A 13,343-nucleotide genomic window follows, 5' to 3' on the forward strand; every position below is an offset into this window, starting at 1 on the left:
GTTAATATGATGAAGATACGAGCCGCCTTATTTACCGCTATGGCTATCCTGTACGCCTTTGGCGCGGCGTACGCGGCCGATATGCCGAAGCTGCATGGTTTTGTCGAAGCCAATATCGGGTTGAAGGTCAATGACGACAAGCTGGCGGCGAAGAACGGCTATAACATGGCCGAACAGCGCGCCGAGTTCACGCTCCGTTATTTTCCGGACGAGTTGTATATCCTCAAGAAGTGGAACACCGAGATATTCTTCAAGACGGACGTCCTTATCGACGAGTATACCGAGCGGCCGAAATGGTGGCTTCCGCGGGAACTCTACGCGGCTTTTACCCCGCTCGATTTTCTCGATCTTAAGATCGGCGAGCAGATACTCACGTGGGGCACCGGCGACTACATATTCATAAATGATCAATTTCCGAAAGACTACGTCTCATTTATAATAGGAAGAGACGACGACTATCTCAAACTGCCTTCCTACGCGGCGAAACTCACGTTCTTTACCAGGATCGCGTCGCTTGACCTGATCGCCATCCCGTACTTTACGCCGAATAAAGTGCCGGACGGCGGCAGGATATCGTTCTTCGACCCGCTCTTTGGCCGGATAGTCGGCGCGCAGTCGGACAGGTACCTGCACGAACCCGCCGCGCAGTTCGAGAATACCGAAATAGCCCTCCGGCTCTACGGCACGATAGAAAGTTACGAATGGGCGCTGTATTATAACCACGGCTTCTATAAGAACCCTGCAGGCTATGAAAATCAGCGGACCGGCATCCTCTATTATCCCCAGCTCGACGTCTACGGCGCGAGCGTCCAGGGGCCCGTCCCCATGATCGGAGGTATCGCCAATTTTGAGACCGGCCTTTTCAATTCAAAGGAGGACGACTATGGCAGGAACCGGCTGGTTCAGGATTCGACCATGCAGTATCTTGCCGGATATAAGCGGGGTTTCAAGAACGATCTTGAGGTCGGCATCCAGTACTACATCATCCAGATGCTGCATTACACCGCCTACAAGAAAAGCCTTTTGCCCGGCGACTACCAGGATGACAAGGTGTATCAGCAGTACACGTTGAGGCTTACGAAACTTTTCGCGGGCCAGACGGTCAACGCGTCTTTATTCGTGTTTTACAGCCCCGTCGATAACGACGCGTACTTAAGGCCGGTGCTCTCATGGAAAGCCACCGACTCATGGAGCCTCGTTGTCGGCGGTAATATATTCCTGGGGGACCAGGATAACGCCGATTGGGGGCAGTATAAAGGCGATTCGAATATTTACGGGCGTTTGCGTTACAGCTACTAAAGGCCGATGTCAGAGACATCGGCACTTAGCCAACAAAGTGGCTGAATAAACTTGGAGGTATATGATGGCTGAAAGAATATTAAGGGGCATAGCGGGATCTTTTATTCTCGGGAGCCTCGCGCTTGCGTACTATATTAGCCCGCTGTGGTTATGGTTTACGGCTTTTGTGGGGCTTAATCTTCTGCAATCCGCTTTTACGAACTGGTGCCCGATGATGTGGGTAATTAAAAAAATGGGTATCGCATAAAATGAAAACACAGACGATAAGCTTCGACATCAGGGAAAACTACGATAATTATTACGACGGCAGCTCGCAGTGGAGGGGCCTGGCCGCGGCGGATTCGGTAGACCACATACTTGCCGCCTGCTCCAAGTATCCGCACGGACGGGTATTGGACATCGGTTCGGGCGAGGGGGCCGTGCTGGAAAGGCTGTCGGATATTAAATTTTGCGACGCCCTGTATTCGCTCGAAGTGTCCAAGAGCGGCCTCGAGGCCATACGCGCAAGGAAGATCGGGTCATTGGCGGAGGCTAAGCTCTTCGACGGATACGCGGTACCTTATGAGGACAAGGCCTTTGACCTGGCTATCTTAAGCCACGTCGTGGAGCATCTGGAGTTCCCGAGGATTCTGCTGTATGAAGCGGCCCGCGTGGCGAGGTATGTCTTCATAGAGGTGCCGCTGGAAGACACGATGAGATTTAAAAGAGACTATGTCCCCGGCCCGATCGGCCATATCAATCCGTATTCGTATAAGACGATAAGGAGACTCGCGCAGACCTCCCGCCTCGAGGTATTATCGCAGGCCCTCGCGAACATATCGTACCAGATGTACGAATACCAATACGGCAGGAAGGCTGCCCTTAGATATTTACCGAAAGAGGCCCTTTTGAGGATCATGCCTGTCATGGCCGCGAGATTTTTCGGTTATAATTGCTACTTGCTCTGCAGGAGTCTCGCATGAATATCGCCGAGAAGGTCAAATGGTTCTTGCCGTCATCCTTTAAGAAATTTATAAGGCAGGCGCTCTTTGCGCCTCTGGATATTTTTGAATCGATATTCAAGAGAGACGGCGAACTGCGGCCGCCCCGATGGGCCATAGGGGGGAACTATGGGTCCGGTTCCGGGAATTTTAAGGATAGCGGCCGGAGGCTGCTTAGCCATCTCGTAGACCTGGGCGGCCTGGCCCCGGGGGACGCCGTGCTTGACGTCGGGTGCGGCATAGGAAGGCTGGCGATCCCGCTCACCGGATATTTAACAAAGAACGGGAGATATGAAGGGTTCGACGTCATCGGGTATAATATAAAATGGTGCTCCCGGCACATCTCGGCGCGATATCCCAACTTCCGTTTTACGCACTCGGATGTATATAATAAATTCTATAACCGGACAGGCCGTTACAAAGCGCGGGATTATGTATTCCCGTACCAAAGCGATTCGTTTGACATGGTCTTTCTCCTGTCTGTTTTTACTCACATGCTCCCTGAGGACATGGAGCATTATGTGTCTGAAATAAGCCGCGTCACCAAAAGATCCGGGCGGTGTTTCGTTACATTTTTCCTGCTGAACCCGGAATCTATCGATCTGATGAATAAAGGCAAGGCCGGCCATACCTTCCGCCGGACAGGCAATGATATCTACAGGGTGGACGACAAGGATATACAGGAAAGCATCATAGCGTATGACGAAAATTTCGTGAAAGAACTCTTCGCCCGGCATGGATTTATAACACAATCGCCTATTCATTACGGGTCCTGGTGCGGGAGGAAGGATTCCGCCGATAAGATGGATATACTCATATTTACCAAGGGTTGAGGATCGCGCTTGTTTCTTAACCCCAAATATATCAATAGGTTCGGCAAAAACCTGCCGGATAGAGAAACCCTCCGAAGCAGGCTATTTTCAGATAAAGATGGACAGGCGGGGGAGAACGTGGTAAGATAAGCCATGACCGATAATCGTCTTTTTGCCGCTTGGTGAGCGTTTATTTGCCGGGCGGCCTTTTGTTTTTAGCTCAACCGTGGCCGGACCAACAGAAAGGACCGTTAAAATGCACAAAGGAAAGATAAAGAAGCTCGTGCGCGACAGGGGCTTCGGGTTTATAGACGATACGGACGGCAGGGAGATATTTTTCCATCAATCCAGCCTGATAGACGTAGTTTTTACGGCATTGAACGACGACCAGCAGGTCGAATTTGAAGTCGAGAAGAGCGATAAGGGTCCGCGCGCCATAGATGTGCGCGTGGTCCAACAGTGATATCATGTCGAAAAAGATAAAAACTAACAAAAAACACAGGGTGTGCCGGTTCCCCGGCTGCAAGCAGACGTTGAGCATGTATAACTCAGAGTCTTATTGCCATGTCCACCAGCAGGCCGCAATATCAAAAGGGCTGTATACAGCCTCATTCGCGAGGTGTTAAAGATGACGCAGCAGATCCAACATTCGAACGCTTCTTTTTACGGTCTTGGCATAGCGCCGAAGATCCTTGAGATCCTGGACCGTATGAAATTCACCGTTCCGACGCCTATACAGCACAAGGCTATCCCTGTCGCGTTAGAGGGTAAGGACATCATAGGGGTGGCGCAGACCGGGACCGGTAAGACATTGGCTTTCGCCATACCGATCATCCAGCGCCTGTCCCAGAGAAAAGGCAACTGCCTGGTGCTTGTGCCTACCAGGGAACTTGCCATACAGGTCGACGAGACATTCCAGAAACTGGCGCCGCTATTCGGCATGAAGTCGGCTGTAATCATTGGCGGAGCTTCCATGCATCTGCAGATACAGGCGCTGAGGAAGAGCCCGCGCATCATAATAGCCACACCGGGCCGGCTTGTCGATCATATAGGTCAGCGCAACATTCTTCTCGCGTTTATGAGCATACTGGTCCTGGACGAAGCGGACCGCATGCTCGATATGGGATTCCTGCCGCAGATCGAGCAGATATTGAAATATGTGCCTAAGGACCGGCAGACGATGCTGTTTTCCGCGACGATACCTACGGAGATCATATCGATAGGCACGGCGCACATGAAGCTTCCCATCAATATAGAAGTTGCGCCCTCCGGCACGACAGCCGAGCGTGTTATTCAGGAGCTCTTTATAGTAAAAAGAGACTCGAAACGGCCGCTTTTAGGTAAATTGCTGAATCAGTATAACGGTTCGGTCCTGTTGTTCACCAGAACGAAGATAGGCGCGGCGAAGATCACGCGTTTAATAAGAGGGATGGGACATTCCGCCGCCGAGATACATTCAAACCGTTCGCTCGGCCAGAGAAAAGAGGCGCTGGAAGGTTTTAAGAACGGGAAATACAGGGTGCTTGTCGCGACGGACATAGCCTCCAGGGGCATCGATGTCACAGGGATAGAGCTCGTCATCAACTACGATCTCCCGGAAGACGCCGAAAATTACGTGCACCGCATAGGCAGGACGGCAAGGGCCGGGCGCGAAGGGCGCGCCATATCGTTCGCCACGCCGGACCAGAAAGACGACATTAAGAGCATCGAACGGATAATCAAGACTGTATTGCCGATCTCAAAGCATCCGGAATTCGCTACGGAGAGCTTCGTCTCAAGCCAGAATTTACCGCAGGGCGTCCGCGGGAGCGGCGCGAGGCCCGGCGGATTTCACCGCAGGAAACACCACTTCGCGGCGCAATTCCACCGTCCGAAAAGACATACCGGGTAACCATTTCATGATTTAAAAGGAAAGGAAGGGGCGGGGTGAAGATCAAAGAGTTGGCTATATTGGTAAAGGGAGTATCCGAAGGCGACGACGATATAAATATCACGGGATTGAGCGGCATAGAGTCCGCCCGTCTGGGAGATCTCACCTTTGCCGTGGATGAGGCGCATTTAAAAAGCGCCGAGGACAGCGACGTCTCCTGCGTCCTGACCGACGACCGCCTTAGAAAATCTACCAAGCCTCTGATAAGGGTAAAAAACCCGAAGCTCTCTTTTCTCATTATCTATAATAAATTTCACACGAAGGAGATCAAGAACGCTTTTGTGCATTCCACGGCGGTCGTCTCGGCTTCCGCGCATATCGGGAACAATGTCTGGATAGGGCCCGGGGTGGTGGTGGAGGATGCCGTTGACATAGGCGATCATACTATTATCGAATCGAACTCCGTAGTGAAGAAGAATTCCGCGATCGGGGCATTTTCCCACATCTATCCGAATGTTACACTTTATGAGAATACGAAGCTGGGGAAGAACGTCATCCTGCATGCCGGGGTTGTAATAGGGTCGGATGGGTTCGGTTATGTAAAAGATGACGGCAATATCTATAAATTTCCTCAGCTTGGGTCTGTTATCGTCGGAGATGGTGTCGAGATCGGCGCCAATACCACCATAGATCGCGGCTCTTTGAGCGATACCATAATAGGCTCGGGAACAAAGATAGATAATCTCTGCCAGATCGCGCATAATGTCAAGATCGGTAAGAATGTCCTTATAGCGGCCCAGTGCGGCATATCCGGCAGCACGGTCATCGGCAACGACGTCACTATGGCCGGCAAAGTAGGGGTGGTCGATAATGTATCGATAGGAGATAATGTGACTATAGGCGGCGGCAGCGCCGTCATAGGAGACATAAAAAAGAACTCTGTCGTATGGGGAATGCCGGCAAGGCCGATCAACCAGACAAAAAAACAGATGGCCGTCCTATCGTGGCTCACCAAAAACTTCAAAGCCGTATCAAAGTCTATAAAATAGGCCCCGCCCGGACCCGGATTTGTCTTGATTTTTGGTGAAAAAGCGGTAAAATATGAGCCGATAACGTTGTAGTAGTCCCAAGTTTGAAGGTGGGTCTGGATCGTGAATAAAGAGAAACCTTTGCTAATTAGGCGATGCCTGATAGCGAAGGTTTTTTGCGCTTAAAAGCGCCTGAAATTAATATGATAAATTTTTTATCAAAAGAACTCTTTCTTTTGGATCCCCTGGCAATATTCTTCCTTGCGGTCATAGGTTTCGTTTCGATACCCTCGGCGATATTTTCGATAGGTTATATGAGCGGCGAATCGATGGGGAAGAAACTGCTCGACTGGGCGCTCCTGGCGGCATTCATAATATCGATGTGCCTCGTAGTAACCGCAGGCAACCTCTTCTCATTCCTCATATTCTGGGAGCTGATGTCGCTCGCTTCATATTTTCTCGTAGTATCCGACTATAAGCATGAAAGGTCCATACAGGCCGGCACGATATACTTCATCATGACCCATGTGGGCACAGCCTGTCTCATGGCGGCCTTCTTCACCCTTTATAATTACAGTAATTCCTTCGATTTTTCCGCGGTCATTCAGGGGGCCGCAGTAATGCCTCCCCAAATACGCAATGTCGTCTTCCTGCTTCTATTGACCGGATTTTCGACGAAGGCGGGCGTCGTGCCTTTACATATCTGGCTGCCTTACGCGCATCCTCAAGCGCCGAGCCACGTCTCGAGCATAATGTCGGGCGTGATGATAAAGATCGCGATATACGGCATGATACGTTTCTTTGTGACGCTTCTGGGCCCCGGATCCGCGTGGTGGGGCGCGCTTATTTTGGTCCTCGGAATGATATCGTGCCTTGTCGGCGTAATATATGCCCTCATGGACCACGACCTGAAGAAATTGCTGGCCTATCATAGCGTCGAGAATATCGGGATAATCCTTTTGGGCGTAGGCGCCGCCATCTTTTTCGGGAACCTCGGCTTAGGCGCCGTCGCGGCGCTGGCCATGTGCGCAGGGCTGTACCATCTGATAAACCACGCGTTATTTAAAGGGCTTCTATTCCTTTGTTCGGGGAGCGTATTTAAGGCGACGGGGCTGCGCGACATGGAGAAGATGGGAGGCCTTATCAAGACTATGCCGCAGACCGCCTTCTTTTTCCTGGTCGGGGCAATGGGCATCTCCGCGCTTCCCCCCTTGAACGGATTTGTCAGCGAGTGGCTCACCTTCCAGGCGTTCTTCTTGGGCGTCCTGCAGTCGCAGGGGGCCGTAAAGATATTTATGGTCCTGTCCGCGGCGGTGTTGGCCCTGACGAGCGGTCTCGCGGCGGCCTGTTTCGTTAAGGCGTTCGGCATCGCATTCCTTGCCATGCCGCGGAGTAAGCGCGCCCGGGAATCGAAAGAGGTTTCATTTTCGATGAAGGCAGGCATGGCGCTATTGGCCGTTGGTGTGGTGGTATTCGGCATGGGGGCAGGATTTGTCGCGCCCTTGATCATGGGAGTTTCACAGGATGCGCTTGGGATGGAAAAGGCCGCGGGGCCTTTTCATCTCGTATCGGCCCTGCCTCCGATGATCGCGGCGGCATTACTTGTTATAGGAGGTGTGATCTTCCTGTGGTTCAAATTCGGGTTACGCCGAAAACAGGTCCGCTACAATACGTGGGATTGCGGATATTATGCCCTCGACAGCCGTAACGAATATACGGCGACCGCATTCTCGAAGCCGTTCAGGATAGCGTTCAGCTTTTTCCTGTTGCCATACCGGAAGAGCGAGAAGATAAGAGATTCTTTCTACCATATCCGCAAATTTACATACGAGACGCATACTACCCTGGTATTTAAAAATTATTTTTACGACCCGCTGGTGCGCATGGTCTACCAGGCAGCGGTCAAGATACGCAAGCTGCAGCCGGGGAGCATACATCTGTATATCCTTTATATCTTCATCACCCTGGCGACGTTGCTGATAATCACGGCGGTCTTCTAACTATGATAAATATGGATAATATTATCGCGGTCATATGGAAGACGGTTCTGCTGGCGCTCGCCGCGCCGCTCGTGAGCGGCGTCATACGAAAGATCAAAAACAACCTCCGCATGCGGAAAGGGCCGACCATATTCCAACCCTACTTAGACGCGCGCAAACTTTTCCTGAAGGATGAGGTCGTTTCAAATAACGCGTCGTGGATATTTTACGCGGCGCCTGTCATAGTCTTTGCCTCGAGCGTATGCGCGCTTACAATGATCTTAGCCGCGGGCAAGGCGCCTTTAATGAATGACGGCCTGGCGATCCTCATAGCCGCGCTATTTGTGCTGGGCCTGGGACGCTTCTTCCTGGCCCTGGCCGGTCTCGACGCAGGCTCCTCGTTCGGCGGGATGGGTTCGTCCCGGGAGATGTTCATTTCAAGTTTTGCCGAGCCGGCGGCTTTCATCGCCGTATTTGTCCTGTGCATGGGCGGCGGGGACGGATTCAGGATCTCGAACGTTCTGGCGGGATTCGCGCTCTCGATGGTCGCGCTCGCCGAGACTTCGCGGATACCTGTGGACAACCGGGAGACGCATCTGGAATTGACGATGGTCCACGAGGCGATGGTGCTCGAATATTCGGGCAGGTCGCTGGCGCTCATAGAATTGGCAAGCCATATAAAACAGATGGCGTTCTTTACTCTGATCACCTTCTTTTTTATAGCGCCTGCCGCCTTATGCCCGGCATGGCCGCAATTTGCGGTCAAAATAGCGGTGATCGCTTTAGTCTTTGCGCTCGTAGAAATATCGGTGGCAAAGATGCGGCTCTTCAGGGTGGTGGATTTTCTGACTTTTTCTTTTTTTGTAGCGCTCATCGCAACGATCGCGGCGGGCCTGGGGCTATGAAGCCCATGGTTATAATCGTCGGGGCGGAATCCCGCCCCGAGCAGGACAAATAGCGGGATAAGAAATGACACTCACATTCATACTTAGCGGTTTTTTGATAGTAACCTTTCTCCTCGTGACCGCGAAGAGGATCACGGCGCTCATCCGGACGTTCAGGATCCAGTCCGTATTCTTATTCCTTTACACATTTTATATGGCATATAACCAGAATCATCTTGAGCTCTTTGTCGTATGCGGCCTGGTCTTCGCGCTTAAAGCGGTGGTCATCCCGTTCGTACTTCTTCGCATTATGCGGCGCATCAAAGCGGAAGAGGACCTGGGCCTCCTGGTGAATCCCCAGATCTCGCTTGTCATAGCGCTCATCTTCGCGTACCTTTCGTATCTTTTTGCCCATAACGCGATGTCGCTCGGGAATTCTCCGGAATCCGCGGCGTTCGTAGTTTCGATAACGGCGCTGTGCGTCGGTTTCTTCATAATGGTAAGCCGGATGAAGGCATTCGGCCAGATCATCGGGCTCCTGGTTATGGAAAACGGCATATTTCTCGCCGCGGCGGCCATAGCCGGCGGCATGCCGTTCTTCGTCGAGATCGCGCTCTTTTTCGACGTCTTCGTCTTCGTTATAATATTGGAAATATTCATATATAAAGTGAACAGGCTCTTTACGCACATCGATACCTCTAAGATGAAATCGTTAAAAGGATAGACATGCTTATCGCTTCGATAGTAATTATACCTGTGATCTTATTGATCCTCTCTCCGCTTGTAAAGAAGGTGAAGTTGTTGGGGGTCATAAACGCTTCAGGTTACCTGGTTTTGCTTGCAGCTTGCGTCTTCTTCTTAAAGGATTTTTCGGCTGCAGGGAGCGCCGCTGTAAGCCTATGGGGATGGGTCTACATCGATTCTTTAAGCGTCTTCTTCCTGTTTACTACGGCAATAGTAAGTTTTGCCGCGGCCGTATATTCTATCGGTTATATCACCTCGGAGGTGGAGGAAGGGAAGATATCCGCCCACAAGGCATGCGCGTACTATCAATTATTTAACCTCTTTTCACTAACAATGCTTGTCGTCCCGCTTCTGAACAACCTTGCGCTTGTGTGGATCGCAATAGAGATGACGACGCTCATATCGGCGTTCCTTGTCGGGTTCCATAACGTGAAGGAGTCGATCGAGGCGGCGTGGAAATATATCATCATCTGCTCTGTCGGGATCACCTTCGCGCTTTTGGGAATAATATTCTTTTATTACACCTCTTCAAGGGACGCAGGGGTCAAGTCCCTGGAGTGGGCAAGCATGCTTGCCGGGTCGGGAATGTTCGATCCTAAGATAGTGAAGCTCGCGCTCGTCTTCATCATGGTCGGATATGGCACGAAGGCGGGTTTTTCGCCGATGCATAACTGGCTACCGGATGCCCACAGCCAGGCTCTTTCTCCTATAAGCGGGTTATTATCCGGGGTGCTTCTCAAGATATCGTTGTACGCTATATTGCGTTTCGTGATGCTCGCTAACCTCTCGGCAGGATATGCGTACAGCGCGAAGCTGTTTATCCTCTTTGGCATCGTCTCCATGGGTATAGCGGGCTCCTTTATCCTGGTGCAGAAAGACCTGAAGAGGCTTCTGGCTTATTCGAGCATAGAGAATATAGGGCTCGTATCTTTAGGCCTGGGATTCGGGCCGTTCGGCGGGATATTCGCCGGCCTCCTCCAGGCATTTAACCACGCCGTGACCAAGGCGCTTATGTTCTTCTCGGCCGGGGAAGCCGTTCGCGCTTACCGCGGTAATAATATGAACCAGATGCAGGGCATGATAAGGCTTATGCCTTTCGCGGGGACGGCGCTCTTCCTCGGATTTTTCGCTCTTGTCGGGATGCCGCCTTTCTCCATATTTGTAAGCAAATTATCGATACTCATAGCGGCGTTCCAGGGCGGGTATTTTCTCATCGCGAGCCTCGCGCTTATATTTATAGCCCTTGCTTTCGCCGGGCTTCTCTATCACATATCAAGGATAGCCCTGGGGAATGTGCCCCATACAGCGTGGGCGCAAAAAGAGCCGCTTAGCTCGAAGATAGCCTTACTCTTCTTAGGTATATTTATCCTGGGATTCGGTTTATATATTCCTCAAACGTTTTTGAACCTGCTTGCCGGCTGCGAGCGGCTTATTTTGGGCAGATAGATGGATAATATAAAAATTGTTTCGGATATACTGGCTTCCAAAAAGATCGATGTGACGGATCTGGCTGTTCTGCACCGGAACGAATTGTATATTGCCGTGTCCGGAGAACATTTCGTAAAGGCCTGCAACCTTCTGCATAAGGCCTTAAACTCTCCGGTAATGATGTTATTCGCGGAAGACATGCGGCCGTCGTCGGGCGTATATATGCTTTATTGCGTATTCTTGAACGTCCATACGCGTTGCTGGATATTTGTGCGGCAGGAGATCGCGCCCGGCGATATGAAGTTCTACTCTCTCGCGAAGGACATATACTCCGCCAGCCTTTTTGAACGCGAGGTAAAAGAGATGTTCGGTATTGAGCCGTCAGGCAATCCCGACACCAGGAGGCTCAAGCTTCACAATGAGGTCTGGCCCGGAGGATATTATCCTCTGCGCAAAGATTTTATCCCTCCCCGGGACGACATTGGCGGGGAGTCGCTCTACCAATTTAAGCGCGTGGAAGGCGAGGGCGTTTTTGAAGTCCCTGTCGGTCCCGTCCATGCGGGCATAATAGGCCCGGGACATTTCAGGTTCAGCGTGGCGGGCGAGCCCATAATCAATTTGGAGACAAGGCTTGGCTGGACGCATAGAGGCGTAGAGAAACTGCTCGAAGGCAAAGACCCGCGTGAGGCGGTAAAGATATTCGAATGCGTAAGCGGCGACACGGCGTTCGGATACAGCCAGGCGTTCTGCCAGAGCGTCGAAAAGGTCCTTGGTTTAGAGATCCCCGATAGGGCGCAAATTATACGCGTATTATGTCTCGAACTCGAGCGGCTGTACAATCACGCCAATGACATGGGCGGGATCGCCCTCGATGTCGGTTTCAGCTTTCCCGCGCAATTCGCAAGCCTTGTTAAAGAGAATATCCTTCAGCTTAACCAAAGCCTTAGCCTCTCGCGGTATCTTAAAGGCATTAACGCCATCGGAGGGGTAGAGCAGGACATCGGCCCGGAGAAGATAGCGCTTATTCAAAAAGCGCTGCCGAATATTCAAAAAGATCTCCTCGCCCTCGAAGAGATGCTCTTCTCCAGCGTATCTTTTATGGACCGGGTAGACACAACCGGGACACTGCGTGTCACAACGGCGCGCGATCTCGGGGTAACCGGAGTTGCCGCGCGAGCTAGCGGCATAGCGCTCGATATACGAAAGGGTTTTCCCGGCGCGTACGGCAAATTTTCTTTCAATATCGCAAAAGAACATTCGGGAGATGTGGCCGCACGCCTGAAGGTCAGGTGCATAGAGGCGAAGGAATCGATCAGTCTCGTCCGGCAGTGCATAGAGAAGCTAGGAAGCTGTGAAGGCTCCCTTAAAGCCGCGGCGCAATATAAGGAAGGCATCGCATTGGGAGTTGTGGAGGCATGGCGCGGCCCGGTGCTCGTATGGACGCGGCTGAACATCGAAGGCAGGATCGCGCGGTGTAAGATAGTAGATCCTTCTTTCCACAATTGGGAGGGGCTCTCTTACGCCGTCATCGGCAATATAATCCCGGATTTCCCGTTGTGCAATAAAAGTTTCGACCTGTCATATTCAGGTAACGACCTATGAGCATAAATATCATTAAGAACAGTTTTAGAAAAGGGAGAGTCACTATTTCGCTCGACCCAAAGCTTTCGCCTCTGCCTCCCGAGATAGAGAAGATGGGGCCGACGCTTAAGAGGGCGATCCACGCGAAATTCGGGAGGTCTTTCCATATCCGTGAAGTGGATACAGGCTCCTGCGGCGCATGCGAATCGGAGATAATCGCCTGCTCGAATCCTTTGTATGATATACAGCGTTTTGGGATAGATTTTGTCGCTTCCCCCCGCCATGCGGACGCGCTCCTGGTCACGGGTCCGGTCTCAAAAAATATGGAGCTTGCGCTCAAAAAAACCTACGACGCGATGCCCGACCCGAAATTCGTGATAAGCCTGGGCGATTGCGCGAAAGACGGGGGACTGTTTAAGGGTTCCTACTATACCTGCGGCGGCGTTAAGAATGTCCTGCCTGTCGTTTTACACATACCGGGATGTCCGCCGGATCCGGCTACGATAATTAAAACATTATTGGCTTTTCTGTCCCGCCGCAAGCCATGAAACAAATCAAATCATCCTCTCTAAAAAATACCCTTGCATAATCCGAAAGGTATGATATAATTAGTTATGAACATACGTTCATAATGTAATATATCATCCAAAATAATTTCTTCGAGTAGCCGACATTTAAATGTCGGCTACGACATCAACGAAACACTTTTTACGCTGATATATTACTTCATAACTGAAA

General features: G+C 51.4%; 13 protein-coding genes. All 13 read left to right on the forward strand.

All coding sequences use genetic code 11. The features are described 5' to 3' along the window. Positions 1-6: 6 nt before the first annotated feature. The 13 genes from WC592_00375 (at position 7) to WC592_00435 (ending at position 13,153) form a co-directional block, all read left to right on the forward strand. Positions 7-1,299, forward strand: a complete 1,293-nt coding sequence (locus WC592_00375) for a hypothetical protein (protein ID MFA4980914.1) — start codon at positions 7-9, stop codon at positions 1,297-1,299. 61 nt (positions 1,300-1,360) lie between these two features. Then, on the forward strand, positions 1,361-1,546 hold the full coding sequence (locus WC592_00380; GenBank protein ID MFA4980915.1) for a DUF2892 domain-containing protein: 186 nt from the start codon (positions 1,361-1,363) through the stop codon (positions 1,544-1,546). A gap of 1 nt (position 1,547) precedes the next feature. Further along, positions 1,548-2,261 (forward strand): class I SAM-dependent methyltransferase, encoded by a 714-nt coding sequence (locus WC592_00385; GenBank protein ID MFA4980916.1) that lies wholly within the window; start codon positions 1,548-1,550, stop codon positions 2,259-2,261. Continuing rightward, positions 2,258-3,112, forward strand: coding sequence for a class I SAM-dependent methyltransferase (locus tag WC592_00390; protein MFA4980917.1), 855 nt, complete (start codon positions 2,258-2,260; stop codon positions 3,110-3,112). Before WC592_00385 ends, WC592_00390 begins: the two co-directional genes overlap by 4 nt. Positions 3,113-3,347: 235 nt before the next feature. Beyond that, on the forward strand, positions 3,348-3,554 hold the full coding sequence (locus tag WC592_00395) for a cold shock domain-containing protein (GenBank protein ID MFA4980918.1): 207 nt from the start codon (positions 3,348-3,350) through the stop codon (positions 3,552-3,554). A 165-nt stretch (positions 3,555-3,719) separates the two neighbouring features. Further along, positions 3,720-4,982, forward strand: coding sequence for a DEAD/DEAH box helicase (locus tag WC592_00400; protein ID MFA4980919.1), 1,263 nt, complete (start codon positions 3,720-3,722; stop codon positions 4,980-4,982). A gap of 35 nt (positions 4,983-5,017) precedes the next feature. Then, the gene (gene lpxD, locus WC592_00405; protein ID MFA4980920.1) at positions 5,018-6,010 is read left to right on the forward strand and encodes a UDP-3-O-(3-hydroxymyristoyl)glucosamine N-acyltransferase; all 993 of its coding nucleotides are present in this window, start codon (positions 5,018-5,020) and stop codon (positions 6,008-6,010) included. Between the two features lie 182 nt (positions 6,011-6,192). Next, positions 6,193-7,989, forward strand: coding sequence for a proton-conducting transporter membrane subunit (locus tag WC592_00410; GenBank protein MFA4980921.1), 1,797 nt, complete (start codon positions 6,193-6,195; stop codon positions 7,987-7,989). An 11-nt stretch (positions 7,990-8,000) separates the two neighbouring features. Then, positions 8,001-8,873: an NADH-quinone oxidoreductase subunit H gene (locus WC592_00415; GenBank protein ID MFA4980922.1), complete on the forward strand. Its 873-nt coding sequence runs from the start codon at positions 8,001-8,003 to the stop codon at positions 8,871-8,873. A gap of 64 nt (positions 8,874-8,937) precedes the next feature. Further along, positions 8,938-9,576 (forward strand): hypothetical protein, encoded by a 639-nt coding sequence (locus WC592_00420; GenBank protein MFA4980923.1) that lies wholly within the window; start codon positions 8,938-8,940, stop codon positions 9,574-9,576. Positions 9,577-9,578: 2 nt separating this feature from the next. Beyond that, the gene (locus WC592_00425) at positions 9,579-11,042 is read left to right on the forward strand and encodes a proton-conducting transporter membrane subunit (protein ID MFA4980924.1); all 1,464 of its coding nucleotides are present in this window, start codon (positions 9,579-9,581) and stop codon (positions 11,040-11,042) included. Then, entirely contained in the window at positions 11,043-12,626 is a 1,584-nt protein-coding gene (locus WC592_00430) for an NADH-quinone oxidoreductase subunit C (GenBank protein ID MFA4980925.1), read from the forward strand. Then, positions 12,623-13,153, forward strand: coding sequence for an NADH-quinone oxidoreductase subunit B family protein (locus tag WC592_00435; protein ID MFA4980926.1), 531 nt, complete (start codon positions 12,623-12,625; stop codon positions 13,151-13,153). Before WC592_00430 ends, WC592_00435 begins: the two co-directional genes overlap by 4 nt. Positions 13,154-13,343 lie beyond the last annotated feature (190 nt).

Source organism: Candidatus Omnitrophota bacterium (genome assembly GCA_041648975.1).
Lineage (GTDB): Bacteria > Omnitrophota > Gorgyraeia > 2-01-FULL-45-10 > 2-01-FULL-45-10 > JAQUSE01.